Source organism: Flavobacterium aquicola (assembly GCF_003385115.1).
Classification (GTDB): Bacteria; Bacteroidota; Bacteroidia; order Flavobacteriales; family Flavobacteriaceae; genus Flavobacterium; species Flavobacterium aquicola.
The window spans coordinates 115,703-138,886 of sequence record NZ_QUNI01000009.1 but is presented as its reverse complement, the minus strand read 5'-3'; the positions used below and the strand labels follow the sequence as shown (position 1 = coordinate 138,886).

Sequence of the window (23,184 nt, the reverse complement as noted above, 5' to 3'; positions counted from 1 at the left end):
AGTTTAATGCTTAAAGTTCTTGAAATCAAACTTTAGACTAATTTTATTTTTATTAGATTGTTGAAATTTTGACGTTTTTAATCTGAATTAATTTGTCAAAATCACACCGCCATTTGTTTGGATTGTTAATGAAGTTTCTCCGTTTTTGTTGATTTTTAATTTTTTCATTTCTGGTTTATTCCCTTTCTCATCAGAGTAATAAGTAATTTCTTTATCTGCAAACATCGGCAGTTTTACTTTTACTTTTAATGTTTCTTTCGTGGCGTTTATTCCCACAACATACCATTTGTCATTATGTCTTCTGGCCAATATGCAGTACTTTCCTGGATAGCCGTCTATATAACGGGTTTCATCCCAAGTGGTAGGGACTTTTTTCATGAAGTCAATTGCAAATGAAGGTACATCAGTTAAATTATTTGGAGCAATGGCAAACATTTGTACCGAACTTTGATACAACACTGCTGTGGCTAATTGGAAAACATCGCCAGTTACTCGTGTAGTGCCGCCGTCATTTGTTCTGTTGTGTTTTTTATTCAGTAAAACTGGGCCAAACTCCATAGAACCAACCGCGTTTCTAATAAAAGGATGCAATGAAGCACTGAATGCCTCAAGGTCGTTTGAGCGCTGTGTGAAAATTAAATTTTCGGAAGCTAAAACCGCCTCGCTGCTTACATAGTTAGGATACATTTTTTCCCATCCTCTAGGTAAAGTACAGCCGTGAAATATTATCATCAGACCATATTCATTTGCATCAGATAAAATGTCTTCGTACAGCTTAATGGTTTCCTGTTTATCGCCGCCAAAGAAATCAACTTTTAATCCTTTTACTCCGTTTTCTTTTAACCATTTCATTTCTTTCTTTCTTGCGATAGAATTGTTCATGCGGTATTTTGCACCTTGTGGCGCATCATTTGAAGCCCCGTTTGAGTTGTACCAAAGAAAAACATCAACACCTTTAGATTGTGCATATTTGAATAATGCCGGCAAACGATCCTGACCAATCTGCTTGTCCCAAAGGCCGTCTATCAAAACATATTCATAGCCCATGTCCGCTGCTAGATCGATATATTTAACTTGGTCATCATAATTGATGCTGTTATCCTGCCACATAATCCAGCTCCAGGTGCTTCGGCCGAATTTATATTTTTGAGATGGCTCGTAAAGCGGTTTTACAACATCAAAAGGTACTGTTGTTTCTACAATTGGCTTTAGATTGTCTCCAACTGTTATCGTACGCCAAGGAGTTTCTCCAGGAAGACTCATTGCTGGCTGTGAAGTACCGTTACCATTATTCTCCTGAGCGTTTGGAAAAGTTATTGAATAAACGCCGTCTTTGGTGCCGTCACTCAAATGTGATCCGCAATACGAACTGTTAACACCAGTTTCTGAAACAAGTGCCCAGCCGTTATTGGCAACATGAAAAAGTGCCGGGAAAGTATATCCTTCTCCATATTTTGATGGAGTTCCTATTGGTTCATCTGCATTATATTCTTCTTCGTAACTTGGTTTTGTGCGCATCCAGCCAATCATTGGAGTTGCCTGCGGTGTTAAAAAAGTAGTAGTGTTTTGAGAGAAATTAAATCCTGTAATTTCTTTTTCGACAACGCAGCAGGCTGTTTCACCTTCCTGTGGCAGCGCATATTTAAACGCAACATCATTATTTCCAACTCTGAAAATAAAATCGATATTCTGTTTTTTTTCATTGCTCAAAGTCAAAATAATTTCCTTTGCCTGATAATGAACAGAAGAAACTTTTATTCTTTCCAGTTCATATTTTTCATCAATAGTGTTTTCTTTAGCCGTACTAAATGTCATTCCTTTTGAAAAATCTCCATGGTTGGTTATAAGTCCCAAAGGAGATTTTTCGACCAATACATTTTTATTATATTCTACCGAATAAGATGGAATTCCCTGATCGACATAAAAGTTCAATACTAATTTACCGTTTTGAGAAGAAACTGTTTTTACCTGTCCTATCGCAAGGATTGGCAGTAAAAGAAATAATAAGCTGTTTTTTATTAAATTACGCATGCTTTGTTTTAATTAATCAATATTGTTTTTATATAGCTGTACTCTAAGTGTTAGAAAGTAAAAGGCAGTTCGAAATGAAACCTTAATTAATTTTTATTCTGCTCTAATTTTTATGGTTTCTGATGCTAATCCGTCTGCGCTGGCTGATAATGTGATTTCTCCTTTGGTACGCTTACTTTTTATGACTGCTAACGCTTTTCCTTTCCAAGTCATTCTGGCTGGAGATGCATACGAGTTCACATCTTTTATGTTGGCATTATCAGTTCCTATAATAGAACCGGATCCCGAAATAGTAAACTGAACATTCAAATCGGCATTAGGTATAATTGTGCCAAATTCATCTGTAATTTCTAAAGTCACATAGGATAGATCCTGACCATCGGCTTTAATTGTTTTTCGGTCTGCTTTTAGTACAATTTTAGAAGCTTTTCCAGCTGTCTTTAAAATTTTAGGTGCTGTTTCTTTCCCATTTTCTACTCCAACCGCTTTTAATTGACCTGGACTGTAGGGTACAGAAAAGACTGCTTTAAATTTGGTGTTGATATTTGTATCACTTTCTCCAACAATTTTGTCGTTTAGATACAGTCTCACTTTTGGATATTTTGAATATACTTCAACTTGAATTTCTTTTCCGGTAAATTCAGGCCATGTCCAGTTTTCCCAAGTTGGCCAGACTGACCATCTTGTTTCAATGATTTCCAGCGGTGCAGGATTAGGTTCTTTGACGGCCAAATAAAGTTTTTCATTATTGTTATACAGCATGCTGCGGTAGTGCGATATTGGTTTTCTCGAACCCATCATGTCAATGTCTCCGCAATATGCTCCATGCCAAGGAAAAAGATCTCTTTCCCAATGCTCGCCTGGAACTTCGCCTGTATAATGCCATCTGCCAATTCCTGATTCGCCTAGGTAATCCATCGCAGTCCAAACAAAATCACCAATGATAAATTTGTTTTCATTTACCAATTTCCAATTCTCGAATGCATCTCTAGGATAGGATTCCGTTTGTACAATAACTCTTGAAGGTACACGCTTGTGATCATCTGGAGCACGTTTCAGTTCATAATTATATCCGGCAACGTCATGCTCAGCCATTAATGGATCAAATATTTCCCAGTCTTTGTCCCAAGTCGTCATTGCTGATGTTACTGGTCTGGTTACATCAATTGCTTTTACTGCTTTGGCAAGATTTCTTGCTGTTACTACAGCTTCAGGTTCTTTTCGTTCGATAATTTCATTTCCAATACTCCACATGATTATCGAAGGATGATTGCGGTCACGCTTAACCATTGCCTGTACATCTCGCTCATACCAGCTGTCAAAATACATGGCGTAATCGTATTCTGTTTTCTTGGTTCTCCAGCCGTCAAACGCCTCGTCAATAACCATCATTCCAAGTCGGTCGCATGCATCTAAAAATGATTTGGAAGGTGGGTTGTGAGATGTGCGTACGGCATTGAAACCAGATTCTTTTAGTATTTCGACTTTTCTTTCTTCTGCTCTGTAATACGATGCAGCTCCCAAAGCTCCATTGTCATGATGTACGCAGCCTCCGTTTAAAAGTGTAGGCTTCCCATTCAATAGAAAACCTTCTGTTGCAGAAAAGCGGATTGACCTGATGCCAAAATTTTGTATCGAGTGGTCTGTAATTTCTTCCTTATCAATTATGCTGACTTTTGCGCTGTAAAGATGAGGAGATTCCGGTGACCATAACTTTGGGTTTGAGACAATCAGATTTTGCTTGAATATTTTTTCACTTTTTGGATCGATCTGCACAGTAATAGAAACCTGTTTTACTTCTTTATTATTTTTAGGGTCTAATATGATTGTTTTAAGCTGAAGGTTTTTCGGCTGATCGCTGTCATTTTTAATGGCTGTACTTATTTCGACTGCTGCAGAATTATTTTTAATGATAGGTGTGGTGATTCCGATACCATCATTTGCAAAATGTACTTTGCCTTTTGATTCCAGCCATACATGACGGTAAATTCCTGAACCGCTGTACCATCTGCAGTTTTTTTGCTGTGAATTATCTACACGGACTGCAATAATATTTTCTTTATCATTATTGAGGTATGGTGTTAATTCATAGCTAAATGAAGTGTAACCATATGGATAAATGCCCAATGATTTTCCGTTAATAAATACTTCGGAGTTCATATAAACCCCTTCAAAATTGATAATGATTATTTTATTCTTACTTTCTTTCGGTGTTTTAAATGTTTTTCGGTACCATCCAATACCCGTTGGCAGGTATGCTCCATCATTTCCTGCGGGATTCTTTGGAGAAAAGTCGCTTTCTATACTCCAGTCATGTGGCAAATCGAGAGTTCTCCAATTAGTATCGTCAAAAGTAACGGTACTTGCACTATTGTTGTCACCCAGATAAAATTTCCAATCATAATCAAATAGTTCTTTGCTGCCAGCTGTTTTATTCTGCGCATGAAGGTTCATACACATTGGAGTGATAATTGCGATTGCGAACCAAAGCTTAAAAAAAATCTTCATTTTGACTTGTACTTCTTATTTATATTATGGAAAGGAATTCTTTATATGTGATAACTTTTGTTATTTTAAATCAATCCAGACTTTCATTTTTCCAACGCCTCTGTTTGACCAGGAATAATATGGGATTGCTTTTAATTTATCGGTCTGAATGGTATTTACGCCTTCTAGGAGATTATCTTCTTTAGTAACTTTAAAAGTGTCATTGGCATTGATAGTGATTTTGTCAAAGTTTGCAGCATTGTCCATTTCTTCGATAGCATATACGATTGGGCCATATTCAAGAGCTACTTTACCAATGTTGCCTTCAACTTTATCGCTGGTCACTACTTCTTTAACTTCCATTGGGAAGTTTAGTGTTATGATTTCTCCTTTTTTCCATTTTTTTGTAATGGTAACATATCCATTATCATCTTTATATTCGAAAGGTTTTCCATCAATAGTTACCATAGTTTTAGCTGCAGAAACTGTTTTATAGCTGTATAAATCTCCCGGCAGCACCTGATTTCTCGCCCAGCCTGGAATTCTTAATTTTATTGTGAATTCGCTTTCTTTTTTAGGAGAAACAGTTACGGTTACTTTTCCGTCCCAAGGATAATTGGTTTGCTGCGTGATTTCGAGTTCGGATTTGTCTAATGTTATCTTTGCTGTATTCGAGGCATATAAGTTTACATAAAGAACATTTTTTTCGGTAGAATAAATCAGGCCTGGAATCGAAGGAATAAAACGAATCAGATTTGTTGGGCAACAGGAACAGTCAAACCAAGCCTGACGTGTGCAGGAACCTCTGTTGTTCTTGTGAACTCCATCTGATTCCAATGCATTTGGATAGAAAAATTGCTTTCCGTCTAATGAAATTCCTGAGATTAATCCGTTGTATAAGGAACGTTCAATTATGTTGTAATAATCAGAGCTGCCAGTCATACTGTGCAATCTGTGATTCCAATATACATCGCCGATTGCAGCGCAGGTTTCGTTGTAAGCTGTTAGATTTGGTAATTCATAGTTTGCACCAAACGCTTCTCCATCATGGATGGCGCCAATACCGCCTGTGATGTACATTTTTTTGTTCACCATATTTGACCACAACGCATTTACAGCATTTAGATAATCTTTGTCATTATATATTGCTGCGATATCAGTCATTCCAGCATACATGTACACAGCTCTTACAGCATGGCCTACGGCTTCTTTTTGCTGGATAACAGGTATGTCATCTTGAGCATAAGTACCATATAATTTATGGTTTTTTGAATTCCCTCTATTGTCCAAGAAGTATTTGGCTAGTTTGAGATAGGATTTGTTATTGGTAATTCTGTAAAGGCTTACCAGACCAGTCTCAACTATCTGATGGCCTGGTACACCATGAACCTGATCAGGATTGTCGCCAAAAGTGCGCACAAGCATATCGGCAGTTTTTATAGCTATATCCAAAAAGTTTCTTTTTCCAGTGGCTTCATAATGTACTACCGCCGCTTCTATCATATGCCCTGGGTTATACAATTCGTGGCTAATCTGCAGTGATTCCCAGCGTTTTCCTTCTATAACCGGAACCCACGGCGCTGGTGGTTTCGCTGGGTTGATGGTTCTCCAAGTGGTTAAATAACCATCTTTTTCCTGACCAATTTTAATGATTGTGATTAGGGAATCCAATAGTTTTTCCAGTTTTGGATTGGGTTCGCTTATAAGTGTATTCGAAGCTCCTTCTATAATTTTGTAAACATCGGTATCGTCAAAAGGCATTTGTCCTTTTGCTTCTCCTTTCATTTTACCGCCAGCAATAAGAAAATTGTCCAAGCGCCCTTCTTCTTCACATTTGTGAATGGCATACTCGATGGTTTTTTCCTGTACTCTTTTGATGATTGGCAGCCAAAAAGCATCAGTGATTTTCACGTTTTGTATGTTCACCGGCGTGATTGCATATCCAGTGTTTTTTACAGCAGCTTTTTGTGCATTTATGCCACATGAAAGGGCAAATAATGCAAGTATTGGGAGTGTATGTTTTTTTAAATTTAAAATTTTCATTATTTGGTTTTTAATGTAATAGGCTAATGAATTTTTGTTGGTTGTAAAAACACAATTTTTTTATTCGAAGCTGCAAGATAAATAAAATAAGTGTATAAAATACATTTTTAAAATAAATTAAATTTTTACAATGCTGGCCATAAATCTTTATCCCACTGCAGCTGTTTTATCTGCAATATTGGACGGCCATTTTGTTTGGCATCATAGGCATGGTAAATGATATAATCCTTACCATCAAAAGTGTAGGTACTGTTGTGTCCTGCGCCAAACCAGTCTTTGTCTCCTTGAATTAGTAAAGTTCCTCCTCCTTCGGTTAATGATTTTCCTTCTTTATCAAGATAAGGGCCTGTGATAGTTTTGGATCTCCCTACAACTACTTTATAAGTGCTTTTGTCGCCTCGGCAGCATAAATCCCAAGATAGGAACTGATAATAATAACCGTTCTTTTTGAAAATAAAAGGAGCTTCGAGTGCGCCGTCACCTGGGTCGCTGTCAGCCAGTTCGAATGTTCTTTTGCGTTTAGCGATCGTATGCCATTCCTGTGGCTGTGCAATTGATTTTAAATCGGGATTTAGTTTCACCATTTTCAAGCCTTCCCAAAAAGAACCGAAAGCGAGCCAAGGAGTATTATTTTCATCGAAAGTCAAATTAGGATCGATGGCGTTCCATAGATCTCTGTTAGGAACCGACTGAATTACAATTCCCTGATCGACCCATTTGTAAGCAGGATCTTTAGGGTCTAAAGTAGTATTAGTGGTTACTCCAATCGCCGAAGTATTTTTGGCGAAAGCCGAAACTGAATAATACAGATAGTAGGTATTGTTGTGAAAAGAAATGTCCGGTGCCCAAATGTGATTGTCAAATCCGGAAACGACTTTGTCTACCCAAACAGGTTTTTCGGCGAAAATCTGAGGTTCATTTTTCCAGTTTTTTAAATCTTTGGAACTGAAAACACTGATTCCTTTTCCTGTGCAGTATAAATAGTAAGTGTCTTTCTGCTTGATCATTACCGGATCGTGAACGGTTATGTCTTGAGCAAATGAAACTGAGACTGTCAGCATCATTAAACTATAAAAGGCATGTTTAATTTTTTTTTGAAACATATAAGTCATATGAGTAAATTTAATTTTAATTTGAACTGATAACTTTTTTGAAACATATAAGTCATTTAAGTTTTTATTTTAATCTGTGACTTATACTTTTTTTGAACCATATAAGAAATTTAAGGGCATATAAGGGTTGTCTGTTTTTATTGAAAAACTGTGACCAAGCTGTAAACTGAAATCTGCAGTCTGAAAACTGCTTACTCAGTTATCCCTTCGGTAGTCATGATTATTCTTTTTATCGAGCCGTCTTTGTTGTAATACAAACGGTCTATGCAAACCGATCTTCTAAAACTTCCTCCATTCGGTTCGATGCTTCCATTATGATATATGAAATATGATTTTCCTTTGAAATCAATTATCGATTGGTGATTGGTGTTTGAATTTCCAGCGATTTCATTCAAAATTCCTTTGTAGTCCCATGGACCGTTGATGGATTTACTCATGGCGTAGGCAATTTTTTCAGGAAACTGATATGCATACGATAAGTAATACCAGTTTTTATGTTTGTGAATCCAAGGAGCTTCGGTAAAATGTGGCAGGTCGATCGTTTGGATTGGTCCGTCCAGTTCTGTCATATTTGCTTTTAATTTAGCATAATAACAAGCGGTATTTCCCCAAAAAAGGTAAGCCTGTCCATCATCGTCAATTATTACTGACGGATCAATATCATCCCAAGTGATGCTGGTTTTAGTAGTCGTCATATCGTTTGTGATTAATGCTTTTCCCAAAGCATCTTTAAAAGGACCTGTTGGACTGTCTGATACCGCAACTCCAATTGCTTTGCCATTTACAGTTCCATGTTCTGTGGCTACATACCAATAAAATTTTCCATTTCTTTCGATAACCTGTGAAGCCCATGCATCTCCTTTTGACCATGCAAAATCAGTTACTTTCAAAGGAACTGGATGCTCCTGCCAATGAACCATATCTGAGGAGGAATACACCAGCCATTCGTTCATTTTATAAAAATTAAAATCATTTGGCGCTTCATCATGTCCAGCATAGAGATATACTTTGTCTTTGTAAACCAAGGCAGCAGGGTCACCGGTGTATTTGTCTTTTATGATTGGGTTATTGGTAACAGCTGTTTTAGCTTTTTTTTCTGCATTGGCGGAAGCCGAAGCATTATTCTGTGCTGTTGTTTTTACTGATGCAAGCAGGAAAAGAGAAAGAATTGGTACAAAAATAGTTTTCATTATAATTAAGATTTATGAAGATGTTGTAAGTTGAAAAGCAAAACCCTTTTTTAAAGCTTAAAAAAGGGTTTTGAATATGAAAATTTAATTTATTTTTTTGCCCCATACTGGTACACCAGCTGCTGTAAGTCCAGAATAAGTAAGTGTTACATTACGTGTAGCCTTTTCCCAGTCCCAAGCATCGTTTACTTTACATTGTATGCCGTTTACGGTTAGTGTTTTCTTGGTACTGTCATAAGACCAGGTTCCTGTTACGCCTCCACTCACTTTTTTGTCAGCTGTCAAGTAGATCGTTACCGATTTTTGAATAACCGCATATTGGTAATTCATTGTAATCTGTTCCCAAGATCCAATAAAAGAGGCTTCTGTAATAGTTGTTGCAGGCACCGCAGCATAACGCTCAGGTGCAATTACAGGCCAGCCGTCTTCTGTCCATTGGATTTCGCGGACATGTCCCATCATTATGGCATTAGAAACTGCGATTCCAGGTACATCTTTTGGCAGACGTGCCTGTGAAGAGTAATACCATTGTTTTGTTTCTGGATTTTGGAAAACAGCACAGTGTGAAATTCCAACCCAGCCTGTATGACCATTAAAACCATAAGGATGTGTAAGCATTGGCCAGCAATCGGCACCATTGGTCACATTGGCACCATTGATTCCATAATATGGCCCCATAATATTTTTGGAACGGCATACTCTGGTATTATACGGAACATCCAGTCCGTCATAGGCCAAGAAAAGATAATAGTACTGTGTGTCTGAATTGTATATGATTTCAGCTCCTTCGGAACCCTGCCAGCGGCTGGTTACACTGCGGGTAGCAATTCGTGTTCCATAATCGCTGAGCGTTTTCAATTGGAAAGGTTTTCCTGTTGTCGGATCTAATTTAACTGCTACAATTCCAGAATGCCAAGAACCATATATTAAATACTGCTCGCCTTCAGGAGTCTCAATAAAACTTGGGTCAATGGCGTTGTATTTGTAATAAGCATTTTCCCAAACCACATCACCTGAGAAAGCCCAATTCTTTAATCCGTCAGGTATAGAGCTTACTACCAATCCTTTGTCTGTCCAAACATTGGACGCCAAATCATCGGTTTCAGCTAAGCCAATAACTGATCTGTTTCCCCAAGTGCCTGTATCACCTGCTGGATCAAAAACCACTATGCTATAATACATTCGGTATTTGCTGCCTACTTTTCGAACACAAGGTGCCCAATATCCATAATTTGGGGTAATAGCAGGTAGGGAAGGAGTCATTTCAGCTCTTGTGGTGTTGGTAAAATCTTTTATCCAAGCTGGTGCTGCTGTCATTGTAGATCCCATAAATTCCCAGTTCACAAGGTCTTTGGAACGTCTGTAAAAGAAATGACCGTGACCATCAGTTGAATTTCCATAAGAAGCATCAGTTTGGTACATGTAATAATAATCACCGCATTTTTCCACTGATGGGTCATGTACATTGGCAAGATTCCATTTTGAATTATTCCCCCAAGATGAAATCGAGGAATAATTGTCCGCATAGGTTGGTCCTTTGAAAGTTGGAGTAGATGTAGGAGTTGGCTCAGCTGTAGTGCCATCATCCTTAGAACATCCTACTGCCGAAACTGCAATAATAAACGCCAATGCTATATAAGGAACTATTCTTATGATAGAATTTGTTTTTTTCATGATATTGTTTTTTATTTTCCTTCTAAAACTAAAACAGAGAAAGGAGGAACAGTAATTTCAAGTTTTCCTTTTTTGTTTTCGAAACCTTTAAAAACTGCTGGCACAATTTTGTTTGGATTTTCGAATGAGTTGTAATCTTGTAGTTTAGCTGAAGTTATAATTGTTCCAGTGAAATTTTTAACACCAAGATCTTTTATGTCGATTTCTATTTTGTTATTGTTTTTTGCATCAACATTTACTAATGAGATATGTACTGCACCATTTTTGTCTTTTGATGCAGATGCAGATATCGCAGGAAGAGTTTCTCCGTTAAAAGTATATAACGGTGACTGAAAACTTAACGGTAATAATTTAGCATCCTGATGCACTCTGTACATTTTCATTACAGAATAGGTTGGAGTTGTAATCATTTTTGCTTTATCTGTTAAAATTACAGCCTGCAGCACGTTTACACATTGTGCTAGATTTGCCATACGGACTCTGTCGGCGTGGTTGTTGAAGATGTTTAATGTTGCTCCGGCTAGAACGGCATCTCTCATTGTGTTCTGCTGATATAAAAATCCTGGATTTGTTCCTTTTTCTACTTCATACCAAGCTCCCCATTCGTCAACAATCATGGCGACTTTTTTTGCAGGATCGTATTTATCCATTATCGCTGCATGTTTGGTAACCAATTCTTCCATTTTTAGTGCTGATTTCATCGTATGGAAATAGCCGTCTTCAGAGAAATCTGTTCCGTCTCCTTTTTTGCTCCAATCTATTACTGCGTAATGGTGAACTCCAAGTCCTCCCAGCATATTGTTTGGAATGCTTTTCATCAATACTTCGGTCCAGTTGTAATCTTCGCTGTTCGATCCAGATGCTATACGGGTAATACCGCCTGTGTTTTCCCAATCTGACATGAAAGTTGCAAATTTGCGGTATTCTCCAGCATAATATTCTGCTGTCATGTTTCCTCCGCATCCCCAAGCTTCATTTCCAATTCCCCAGAATTTAACTTTCCAAGGTTCTGTTCTTCCATTTTTTTTTCGCAGGTCACTCATAGGGCTTTTTCCGCTGAAGTTGGTGTACTGCACCCAGTCAGCTAACTCCTGCACTGTTCCACTGCCTACGTTTCCAGACAAATACGGTTCAGCTCCAAGAACTTCACACATATTTAAAAAATCATGTGTTCCAAAACTGTTGTCTTCTGTAGTTCCTCCCCACCATTTATTTACAATGGTTGGTCTTTCCTGTTGCAGACCGATTCCGTCTTTCCAGTGGTAAGTGTCAGCAAAACAGCCACCAGGCCATCTTAAATTTGGAATCTGCAGCTCTTTTAAAGCAGCAATAATGTCATTTCGAACACCTTTTGTATTAGGAATTTTAGAAGTATCACCCACAAAAAAGCCTCCGTATATACACCTTCCTAAATGTTCCGCAAAGTGACCATAGATGTTTTTGTTGATTGTAGGAGCCTCTGCTGTGTTTTTAATAGTAAGGATTGTAGTTTCCTTTTGCGCAAAACCTGTCTGACTGCAAAAAGCGAGAACTAGTAATAATTGGATTGTCTTTTTCATGATGTTTTTATTTAGTAGATGGAGAAAATGTTCCTTCTAATGTTGATTTTAAAAATACAATAAGCAACAAATTTGTAGCTATTTAATTGTGTAAATGTTATTTATTTTGAACTGTAATAAGCGAGTCCAGAATATTTAGATTTTAAAAAATCAAGACTATTTTTTTAGGGCTTTGATTTTTATAAAAATTTGTTTTCTGCGATTTATTTTAAGTTATAAAATCACGTGGCAAACCGTTTAGGAAATACCACATGATTTTAAAAATTACTAATTCAAAAAATTTTGTTAATTTAAATAAATACTAATAACCTGGATTTTGAGTTATTAAGAATTTATTTGTTTCCATTTCTTTTTTGCAGAATATTATCTTGCAGCCGCATAAAACTTTAGTATTCCTAATTTGCTGAGTTTCGTTCCAAATTTGGATTGACATCAAGTTCACTTTGAGGAATAGGTAAATATTCTTTTCCTGGAATCCATGAGTTGAAATCTGCATCACGTTGTTTTAGTTCAGCTAGTTTAGTATCATTGTAAAACCAGCCCCATCTTACAAGATCATGAATTCTAATACCTTCAACTGACAATTCAAGTGCTCTCTCATGAGCTATTTGATCTCTCATTTGTTCTTGTGTCATGTTTGGTTTTACAGTACTTAAATCAGGCAATTTTGCTCTATTTCTAACTTGTTGAATATAATTGTAGGCATTAGCTGTTAAATTTTGCTCATTTAATGCTTCTGCATACATTAATAATACATCCGAATACCTCATTAAACGATAGTTAATATCAGAAAGTTCAACACTTCCTTGACTTTCGGTTGCTAATCCAAATCCATCATGAGTATATTTTCTAGGGTAAATAGCCGTAGTTGAATGAGGCCAAGGCACACCGGCATATACTGTTGTAGAATTTTCAGATGGTTCATAAGAAGCAATTGTAGTTAATAAACGAGGGTCTAATTTTCCATCAACAGTAAGTTCTTTTTTAAATTCATCATAAATCCAACGAGTGGGTAAAAAATCTGAATATCCATATCCATCTTGTGCATAAGTATGCCCAACTGATGAAACCTGCATCCATGCTGAATTTGGATCTCCTCCATAATTTTTGATAGTCCCTCCTAATTGATCAGGAGTCCCAAATTGGACTTCAAAAAGCGATTCAGAATTATTATCAGATAAAGGACTAAAGTTATTTTTAAATGAGCTTTGTAAGCTATAGATATTTAATTCAGCCCCTTCAATAATTTTTTTGAACTCAATACCGGCTAATTCCCATTGTTTATTGTATAAATATGTTTTTCCTAAGAATCCAGTTGCAGCACCTTTTGTAGCTCTACCTAATTGTCCTTTATCTGGTCCTGTAACATTACCATAGCTAACAGGTAATAGTTTTTGAGCATTTTGAAAGTCAGATATAATTTGATTCCAAATTGCCTCTTCCGATGCAGTAGCTGGATAACGGTCTTTGGATGTTGCAGGAACAGTTAATATCAATGGGACTTTTTGAAAGTTGGTTACTAGATTAAAATAAGAAAGACCTCTTAAAAAATATGCTTGTCCGAGACATCTATCTTTAAGTGCCTGATCCATTTGGATATTAGGTACGTTTCCTAATACCTGATTAGATCTAAACACACATTGGTAATAAGCAGACCACATCCATTGAACAGGACCTGATGTAGGTAGAATGGTAAAGTTTGCTACTTGTCCTAAATCTGGCCATGGGCTATCTGCTGTAAAGTCATCTCCCCTTCCATCTGAAAGGGCAGGGGTCATCCTCATGTAATAACCATCAATCAAGAGACTATTGTAGATAGCATTTGTTCCTTCGATAGCATGATCCTGATTTAGCCAAAAGTTTCCTGCTGTCTGGCTGTTTGGATTTGATAAATTGAGTTCGTCATCACAACTAATAAGAAGAAGATTTAACGATAATATAATTATTATTAATTTGTTTGTTTTCATGATACTAAGTAATAAATTAAAATGATAATTGAATCCCTAACATATATGTTCTTGGTCTAGGATAAGATCCTCCATCAAATCCAGGATTAAATACTCCGGAGTTAAAATCTGGATTAAATCCTTTATACTTTTGAAAAGTATATAAGTTTTGTCCTGTAGCATAGATTCGAGGAGCCTTTATTCCTCCAAACATTTTTACTGGAATAGTATATCCTAGAGAAACTGTATTTATTCTTAAATAATCACCTTTTTGTAACCATCCAGGTCTGTTAGAATCCCTTCCATTTCCATTTGGATCATTTGTTATCAGTCTTGGTATATCTGTGTCAGTATTGGTTGGTGTCCATCTGTCCAAAATATCTTCATGTGAATTTAATGCGTCTGTAGTTAACATTAGCGATCTATACAACCAGCTATTTATGTAGTAGCCTGCAGCTCCAGATGCGAATAATGTAAAATCAAAATTTTGATATTTTGCAGTTAGGTTAAATCCGTATGTTACCTTTGGTGTAGAACTTCCTAAATAAGTTCTATCTGATGCATTGATTACTCCATCATTGTTTATGTCTTTAAAACTAATATCTCCAGGTGCTGTAGAGGCACTTTGAAAAGCATGATTATTTACTTCTTCAGTAGTTTGAAATATCTTCTCATAAACATATCCAAAATGTTCTCCAACTTGTCCTCCAACCTGAGTTTTAGATCCTACACCATAAATTGGCTCATTATTACCACCTAATGATAAAACTTTATTTTTTAAAGTACTTACATTAGCAGAAATGTCATAGCTGAATTTTTTATTTTTATCAGAATGATAAGCTGCTTCAACTTCAAAACCACTATTTTCTAAGCTGCCTGCATTAACGACAGGAGCAGTGTTTATAGAACCTGTAGAAGCAGGAATAGGCACACCTACCAAAACATCATCTGTAGTTCTTTTATAATAATCTAATGTGATATCTAAACTATTATTGAAAAAAGTTCCGTCTAATCCTATATCTGTTGAAGTTGTTGTTTCCCATTTAATATCTTCAATTGCTATGCTGGTTTGTAAACCGCCCGTAACAGGAACACCATTAAAATTGTATAGTATATTTCTATTAACAGTAGGCTGATACAAGTAGTCTCCAATGTTTTCGTTCCCCAATTGACCATAACTGGCACGTAATTTTAGCTGATTTACAATGTCTTTTGAGATATTGAAAAATTCCTCATTTGAGATTTTCCAGCCTAAAGCAACTGACGGAAAAGTTCCGTATCTGTTTTGCGGAGCAAATCGAGAAGAACCATCTCGTCTAACTGTTCCGGTTACTAAGTATTTATCATCAAAATTATAATTTATACGTCCAAAATAAGAGGCTAAAGTACTGTTAAATTCAGACCCTCCTGAAGACTGATTATTACCATTTGAAAGGACAGGATAATATGGCTCTGGTAAATTTTCAGAATGTCCAGTTCTGATAACTGTACTATTTTTTTGAAATGTTTGACCTACTAAAACATCCAGACTATGTTTTTCAAAATCTTTTTTATAGTTTAATGTGTTCTCTACTAGACCAATGGTGTAAATCCTTGAATTATCGTCCAGAAGTGATTTTCCTGAACCAAAAAAGTAACCTTGTTCGAATTTAGGAACAAAAGAAAAGTCTCTTGCATAAGTTTTATCATAACTTGAATTAAGTTTATATGTAAGTGTATGCCCGTTTGACTTTATCAATTTTAACTCTGGATTGATAATCGCAAATGTTCTGTCTACTTCAATTGTATTGGTGAATAGATTATTTATTCCAGGGACGTTTAGTGATATTGTTTGATGTATTTGAGATGATGTTCCTGCATATCCTCCTATATTATTTTCATCATAAACTCCTAACGTCGGTATTGCAGTTACTAAATCATTTATTAGAGGGGGTCTTCCTCCTGTTAAAACATCTCCTCTAAACGTTAATGAATTTTCAAATGAATGAGAGTAATATAGTGACGGAGAAATTTTAAATATTCCTTTTTCTGCTACCATATTTATCCTACCTGAATATCTTTTATAGGTAGGTCCATTTCCTTCAAAGAGGCCTTCATTGGCATAATAATTTATGGAGGCATTATAAGTTGAAGCTTCTCCTCCTCCTGAAAAATTAAGATTATGTTCTGTTCTTGATCCATTTTTTAAACCAACTTTCTGCCAGTCTGTATCAATGTCATCCACAAAAAGATCTGAAGTTGGATCATTTCCTGATATTAATGGAAGTCCGGCATTAGTGCGTTTTTCATTAACAATCATTTGATAATCTTTTCGGTTTAAAACAGGGATGTTTTGAGGAACTTCATCAATTCCATAATAAGTTTCATAATCAACCTTCAGAGCGGCGTTTTTAGATCCGTATTTAGTAGTAATTATAACTACGCCATTTGCAGCTCTTGATCCATAAATTGCACCTGCTGATGCATCTTTTAGAATTTGAACGCTTTTGATATCATTTGGGTTAAAATCCCTGATTGATGTTCCTACTGGAACTCCGTCAACAACATATAATGGTTGATTATTCCCAAAAGTACCAATTCCCCTAATTCGTACATTCGGAGATGCTCCAGGCTCACCATCACTTGAAACCATCACTCCTGAAGCTCTTCCTTGTAAAAGTTGTGAAAAATCACTAGCAGCAACTTTGTTCATTTCATTAACTGCTACAGTTGAAATAGCTCCTGTTAAATCTGCTTTCTTTTGTGTTCCATATCCAACCACGACAACTTCGTTAAGTTTGTTGCTGTCCTCCTTTAAGGCATAGTTAATTTGCGTGCGGTTTGAAATAGTAACTTCTTTTGTTTCATATCCGACATAAGAAAAAACTAGGACATCTGTTGGTTTGGCACTGATAGAATATTCACCGTCAAATCCGGAAGAAGCCGAAGCATTGCTTCCTTTTACTAAAATATTTACACCAGGAAGGGGCATTCCGTCTTTCTCTGATGTAATTTTTCCAGATACTGTATTAGCTTGTTGTGCCGATAGGGTATAAGTACTAAATAGCATCATTAATAATGCTATTAGCCATTCTTTTTTAGGCAATAAAAAATTGCAATAAAAAAATAATCTGTGGTTTGTTGTCATACTGATTGCATTTTGGTTAATTATAAGTGTAGTTTTTACATTTGTAAATTTAAATAAAAAAAAAGTACAAAAACAAATTAATCTTTTAAAAAAAGGTTGAAATAAAAATGGATATCTCAAAAAATACCTAAAAATGAAAGAATATGTGTGTTTAATTAATTTGTAAAACGTTTTCGTGAATTGTAAATTATTGATTATCAGTTATTTAATTTATATTGAAATTTATTTTCTATTTTTAAGTTTTTTTTAATAAAATTGTTACTTTTAAATAAAATTAAAATAATATTCTTGTTAATTTTTGTAATGAAACTTGCTTTTTTGCCTTCAAAAAGGGTGAAAATGAGTTTTTAAATGTTATTTTAACACTTAAAATTCTGAATTATGCCAAAATATTACTTGTAATTGATACTTTTTATTCCATTTATGTTTGAAAAAGTTATCCTGCAGATCGACAGCGATTTACTGTATATATATCTTAAGTGCCAATTTTAGTGATTTTGTGGTTATATGCTCATTTTTAGTGTAAATACCACACTAATTAAATTTGGTAGTTTCAAGGAAGTTGTTATATTTACCGCATAAATAAAATGTTAAAATGCTAAATAGTTATAGTACAGAAGACAAAGTGCTTCTAGCAGTAGATTGTATTATTTTTGGTTTTGATGAAGGAGGACTAAAGATTCTTTTGATTAAAAGGGATTTTGAACCCGAAAGAGGGAAGTGGTCCCTGATGGGAGGTTTCCTCAAAAAAGAAGAGGTCTTGGACGATGCTGCTATAAGGGTATTGAACACTTATACAGGGTTTAATGATATTTATATGGAACAGCTCTATACGTATAGTGAGATTGATCGTGATCCTGTTGAAAGAACTATATCGGTAGCTTATTATGCTTTGATAAATGTTGAAAATCATAATGCCGAATTGATTCAGAACTATCATGCCAAATGGTTTAGTGTTTCTGAAGTGCCTAAGCTGATTTTTGACCACGACAAAATGTTAGCACATGCCATCAGAAGACTGCGTTACAGAACGTCTATGAGGCCTGTTGGTTTTGAACTTTTACCTGAAAAGTTTAAAATGAGCCAGCTGCTTAAGCTGTATGAGTCTATTTTGGATAAAGAAATTGATAAAAGAAATTTCATCAGCAAAATAAATTCGCTCGATATCCTGATAAAATTGGATGAGAAAGATATGACATCTTCCAGAAAAGGTTCTTATCTGTATACTTTTGATAAAGAAAAATATGATGCAAAACTCTTGAATAATTTTGCTGTAAATTTTTAAGATTTTAATTTTTGAAATAAATAAAAAGGAAGCTTCTACTACGGAAGCTTCCTTTTTTATTGGGACAAAAAGAGTTTTTATATTAACTATTTCCTTTTTGGTAATCAGCTAAAAATTGTGCCAATCCGCTGTCAGTCAATGGATGTTTCAATAATCCGGTGATTGAAGATAATGGACCTGTCATTACATCCGATCCTACTTTGGCACAATTAATTACATGCATCGTATTTCGAACCGAAGCTGATAAAATTTGTGTTTTAAAATCATAATTGTCATAAACCTGTCTGATTTCGGCAATAAGTCCCATACCGTCAGTACAAATATCATCCAGTCTTCCTAAAAATGGAGAAACATAGGTCGCGCCGGCTTTGGCAGCAAGCAATGCCTGCCCAACTGAGAAAACCAAGGTCACATTAGTTCTGATTCCTTTATCCGAAAAATATTTGCATGCTTTTATTCCGTCTTTAATCATCGGGATTTTAACCACAATCTGCGGATGAAGTGCAGCCAGTTTTTCTCCTTCCGCAACCATTCCTTCAAAATCAGTCGAGATAACTTCGGCGCTCACGTCACCATCTACTAATTCACATATTTTTATGTAATGTGCAAGAATGTTGTCAGCTCCTGTGATTCCTTCTTTAGCCATTAACGAAGGATTTGTTGTTACTCCGTCTAATATTCCTAAATCATTGGCTTCTTTGATGTCTTCTAAATTTGCTGTATCGATAAAAAATTTCATGTGTATGTTTTTTTTAAAGAATCTGAGTTTCTAAGTAACTAAGATTCTAAGTTTATAAATGTTTTTTTTCTTAAAAGTTGCTAAGTTCCTGAGATACTAAGATTCTGAGTTTTTTACTTAGCATCTCAGAATCTTAGTTTCTTAGTTGCTTAATATCTGAGCACTTTCCTCAATATATTTTATTATTTCTGCAGAAACGCTTTGACTTGTAAATCCAAATTTCTCATCCAAAACGCCCGCTGGTGCCGAATAGCCAAAATGATCCAAGCCTATTATTTTTCCGCTGTCACCTATTAATCCTTCAAGATTTACAGGAAGACCTGCTGTAAGTCCGAAAACTAGTTTTTCTTTTGGAATTACGCTTTCCTGATAGGATTTAGGCTGTGATTTAAACAAACCTTCAGATATGATCGAAGCGATATTTATTTTAAGATTATGCTCTGCTTCTAAAATCACGGCAGCATCTATAAGCGTCGAAACTTCGGATCCGTTTGCGATTAAAGTGATGTCTGGATCTGCAGTTTCTTTAACTAAATAACCTCCTTTTTGTGCTCCGAGAGCTTCGTTATATCTAGAATTTTGTACTGCCGGAATATCTTTTATTCCCTGTCTGGAAAGAATTAGAGCCGTTGGTGTTTTTGTGTTTTTCAAAGCCATATCCCATGCCACTGAAGTTTCAACGGCATCGGCAGGACGAAGTGCCAAAAGGCTTTGGTGTCCCTTATGATTTTTTACTTTTTCCAGCAGACGCATCTGCGCTTCCTGCTCGATTGGCTGGTGTGTAGGTCCATCTTCTCCCACTCGGAAAGAGTCGTGCGTCAGTACATATTTTACAGGAAGTTCCTGAATAGCTGCCAGTCGGATGGCTGGTTTCATATAATCAGAGAATACAAAGAATGTTGCCACTACAGGTATTACACCTCCATGCAGCGCAATACCATTAGCGATGGAAGTCATTGTTAATTCGGCAACTCCTGCCTGTAAAAAGGCACCTTCAAAATTATTTTTCTGTAGTACAGATGATTTTTTCAAAAAGCCGTCGGTTTTATCACTGTTGGATAAATCGGCCGAAGAAACAATGATATTTTCAACGTTTTCAGCTAAATAAGCCAATACTGCAGACGAAGCATCTCTAGTGGCGCAATTTGGTTTTTGAGCCACTTTGCTTAAATCCAGTGCTGGTAATTCACCGGATAAAAACAGTGCCATTTTTTGTGCCAATGCCGGGTTTTCACTCTCCCATTGAGCAATCTGCTGTTTTCTTGTAGCAGCTTTTTCTGTTTTCTTAGACAAAATAGCAGCATAATGCGAAGCCACTTCTTCGTAAATTGCAAAAGGATCTTCCGGATTGGCTTTCAGATTCAGTAATGTTTTGGTATAATCGGCTTTGGTGTCACCGATAGGTTTTCCGTGCAGTTCGCATTCGCCTTCATACATACCTCCGTCAGCAGTAACACAGCCTTTTCCCATTATTGTTTTTCCGATAATCAAAGTAGGTCTTTCAGTTTCCTGATTCGCTGTATCGAGTGCTTTACGGATTTCTGAATGATCATGTCCGTCAATTGTGATTACATTCCATCCCCAAGCTTGGTATTTCATCGCAGTATCTTCGGACGTCACTTCATCGGTCATTGAAGAAAGCTGCACGTCATTTGAATCATAAAACATGATAAAATTGTTTAGTCCCAAATGTCCCGCAATTCTTCCAACTCCCTGTGAAATCTCTTCCTGAACGCCTCCATCGGTGATGAATCCGTATATTTTGTGGTCAAAAAGACCTTTGAATCTAGCTCCAAGAAATTTGGCAGCAATTGCCGCTCCAACACCCATTGCGTGGCCTTGTCCAAGAGGGCCTGATGTGTTTTCGATTCCTCTTAAAACATCAATTTCTGGATGTCCAGGTGTTACCGATCCCCATTGTCTGAACTGCTGTACGTCTTCTTTTTTATAGTTTCCTAATAAATAATATTGGGCATACATCAACGCCGATAGGTGTCCCGCATCCATAAAGAAACGGTCTCTAAATGGCCAATCCATCTGAGTTGGGTCAAAATCTAAATATTCAGTGTATAAAATATGCATAAAATCGGCGCCTCCCATGGCACCGCCCGGGTGTCCTGAATTTGCTTTTTCTACCATAGATATAGCCAGAGCTCTTATGTTGTCTGAGGCTAAATTGTCAATTTTTTGGTTCATAATTTATGGTGTTAATTTTTTTAATATCGATATTGGCGTTTTTGATTTTTTATAAGATATTTTATCTTTTTCCAAAATCTTTTATAAATGGCTGCAATGTATAAAGCAGTTTTGCTGTGCCGCTTTATTCAAATAAATAAGAGTTTATTATTTTGTTCAGGTTTTAATTCGTGTCTTCGAATAACTGCTTGTTTGTAAAGGCGTAAGGAAGAATAAAATAATAAGTGTAAAAAATACATTTGCAAATATAAACAAATTTGTTTTATAATGACAAAAAGAAAATATCATTTTATCTGGATAATTGTTTTTATGTAGTGTGATGTTGGGAGAAAGGATAAGAAATGGTAATTAATTTGGAGAAATGGATTTCAATTTGCGATTTTGACCTTTGTTTTTTACGGATTTGACCCTCCTTTAACTTTATAAATAACCGTTACTTTGCAGTTATAGATTCAATAATACAGTGGTTTGTTGTTATTGCGTTAATAATAGTTATTTGGTTTTGTTTGTGTGAATTTTTAAAATTCATTAAACAAAAAATAATTTTGGTTTTACTTATTTATACCTGAAGTGTTTTCTTTGGGTATAAATAATAAAAAAATTGGAAAGGCTGTTTAAATTATGTAGAATAGAATAAGCAGCAATAAAATTTAAATTTGGTTTAGTTTTAGTTTGGTTAAAAATAAGAAGGTTAATAATAGCCTTCTTATTTTTTTTTATAAATGATTTTCTATAGAAGCCGAAGCATATTTACAATGAATTTCTAATAATCAAGGCGCTTTTATTTTCAATTTGTTCTTTTTTTCCTGTATGAACCATTTGGGCTAATAATTTTCCCATGGTTGTAAAATCAGTCGAAATGGTCGTAATTCCATTAGATACAACTTTTTTTAATGGAGTTTCATTATAGGAAATAATACCAAAATCAGTCCCTAGTTTAAGATTCTGTTCTCTGGCTTTTTCAATTACCCGAACGAGATCCCTGTCATTTGGGATAATGTAAACGCCGCCAATTTTTATATCATTGTCCGAGAATTCGTTGATAACTTCATAATCGAAATCATATTCGGAACAGAAGTTTTCAAATCCTGTTTTCATGCTGAGCGGTTCTCGAAATCCCGGGAAAATCATAATGAGTTTTTTATATTTATTGAGTTTTGTTTTTCCTTTATATAGGCCTTCAAAAATGTCTTTTTTGTGGTTTTGATAAATAGCTGGAAATGATTTTAGTTCTGCATTAGTTTGATCGAGTATGATTACGTCATTTACTGGTAGGGTTTTTATTGAGTCGATTATACCGGTTAAATTGGTTGGCATAATTATGTATTTAGTATAATTCCCATTACTGTCATTTAATAGTTTCTGGAAAACAGTAACATTAAAATGATGAAAAAAAATGTCAACCTGTACGTTCTTTCCAATGTTCTTTAAAAACGAATTATAAATGTCTTCCTTAAAGGTATTGAGCTCATCAAAGAGCAGAAATATTTTCTGTTTTATACTGATTTCAACGCTTTTTACATAATAGCCTTTACCGGGAATGGCATAAATAATTCCTCTTTTTTTGAGATCATCATATCCTAATAATACGGTGTCCCGGGACAATGAAAAAGCCAGGCAGACTTTATTTACAGAGGGCAGCCGATCTCCTTTTACAAGTTTTTCTTCGTCAATTGCTTTTTCAATCGACTGAATTATCTGTTTGTATTTTGGAATTCCGAGATTATCTTGGATGGAAATGATTTTCATGACATTTTTTTGTCAAATATATGAAAAACTGGTAGGTACTGGTATG

Annotated in this window: 13 protein-coding genes; 1 reads left to right on the top strand and 12 read right to left on the bottom strand. The window is 35.7% G+C overall.

The window, feature by feature from the left end; translation table 11 throughout:
* Positions 1–87: 87 nt before the first annotated feature.
* From C8P67_RS15385 to C8P67_RS15345, 9 genes are all read right to left on the bottom strand, one after another.
* Positions 88–2,031 carry a glycoside hydrolase family 97 protein gene (locus C8P67_RS15385; RefSeq protein WP_115814056.1) on the bottom strand — a complete coding sequence of 648 codons (1,944 nt, stop codon included), beginning with the start codon at positions 2,029–2,031 and terminating at the stop codon, positions 88–90.
* 93 nt (positions 2,032–2,124) lie between these two features.
* Positions 2,125–4,539 (bottom strand): glycoside hydrolase family 2 TIM barrel-domain containing protein, encoded by a 2,415-nt coding sequence (locus tag C8P67_RS15380; protein WP_115814055.1) that lies wholly within the window; start codon positions 4,537–4,539, stop codon positions 2,125–2,127.
* A gap of 60 nt (positions 4,540–4,599) precedes the next feature.
* Positions 4,600–6,561, bottom strand: coding sequence for a glycoside hydrolase family 127 protein (locus tag C8P67_RS15375; protein ID WP_115814054.1), 1,962 nt, complete (start codon positions 6,559–6,561; stop codon positions 4,600–4,602).
* A gap of 125 nt (positions 6,562–6,686) precedes the next feature.
* Positions 6,687–7,673, bottom strand: a complete 987-nt coding sequence (locus tag C8P67_RS15370) for an arabinan endo-1,5-alpha-L-arabinosidase (protein WP_317125459.1) — start codon at positions 7,671–7,673, stop codon at positions 6,687–6,689.
* 191 nt (positions 7,674–7,864) lie between these two features.
* Entirely contained in the window at positions 7,865–8,863 is a 999-nt protein-coding gene (locus C8P67_RS15365) for a glycoside hydrolase family 43 protein (protein ID WP_115814052.1), read from the bottom strand.
* Between the two features lie 84 nt (positions 8,864–8,947).
* Positions 8,948–10,537, bottom strand: coding sequence for an arabinan endo-1,5-alpha-L-arabinosidase (locus C8P67_RS15360; RefSeq protein ID WP_115814051.1), 1,590 nt, complete (start codon positions 10,535–10,537; stop codon positions 8,948–8,950).
* 11 nt (positions 10,538–10,548) lie between these two features.
* Complete coding sequence (locus C8P67_RS15355; protein ID WP_115814050.1) at positions 10,549–12,096, bottom strand: alpha-N-arabinofuranosidase; 1,548 nt, start codon at positions 12,094–12,096, stop codon at positions 10,549–10,551.
* 395 nt (positions 12,097–12,491) lie between these two features.
* On the bottom strand, positions 12,492–14,063 hold the full coding sequence (locus tag C8P67_RS15350; RefSeq protein WP_115814049.1) for a RagB/SusD family nutrient uptake outer membrane protein: 1,572 nt from the start codon (positions 14,061–14,063) through the stop codon (positions 12,492–12,494).
* Positions 14,064–14,079: 16 nt separating this feature from the next.
* Complete coding sequence (locus tag C8P67_RS15345) at positions 14,080–17,169, bottom strand: SusC/RagA family TonB-linked outer membrane protein (RefSeq protein WP_115814105.1); 3,090 nt, start codon at positions 17,167–17,169, stop codon at positions 14,080–14,082.
* Between the two features lie 595 nt (positions 17,170–17,764).
* Between C8P67_RS15345 and C8P67_RS15340 the strand changes: the two genes are divergently transcribed.
* Positions 17,765–18,454, top strand: a complete 690-nt coding sequence (locus tag C8P67_RS15340) for an NUDIX hydrolase (protein WP_115814048.1) — start codon at positions 17,765–17,767, stop codon at positions 18,452–18,454.
* An 82-nt stretch (positions 18,455–18,536) separates the two neighbouring features.
* Here C8P67_RS15340 and fsa read toward each other — a convergent pair whose 3' ends face one another.
* The 3 genes from fsa to C8P67_RS15325 all read right to left on the bottom strand — a co-directional run bounded on the left by fsa (position 18,537) and on the right by C8P67_RS15325 (position 23,138).
* Positions 18,537–19,193: a fructose-6-phosphate aldolase gene (gene fsa, locus C8P67_RS15335; RefSeq protein ID WP_115814047.1), complete on the bottom strand. Its 657-nt coding sequence runs from the start codon at positions 19,191–19,193 to the stop codon at positions 18,537–18,539.
* 141 nt (positions 19,194–19,334) lie between these two features.
* Positions 19,335–21,389, bottom strand: a complete 2,055-nt coding sequence (locus tag C8P67_RS15330) for a transketolase family protein (protein WP_115814046.1) — start codon at positions 21,387–21,389, stop codon at positions 19,335–19,337.
* 750 nt (positions 21,390–22,139) lie between these two features.
* Positions 22,140–23,138: a GntR family transcriptional regulator gene (locus C8P67_RS15325; RefSeq protein WP_115814045.1), complete on the bottom strand. Its 999-nt coding sequence runs from the start codon at positions 23,136–23,138 to the stop codon at positions 22,140–22,142.
* Between the last annotated feature and the right edge of the window lie 46 nt (positions 23,139–23,184).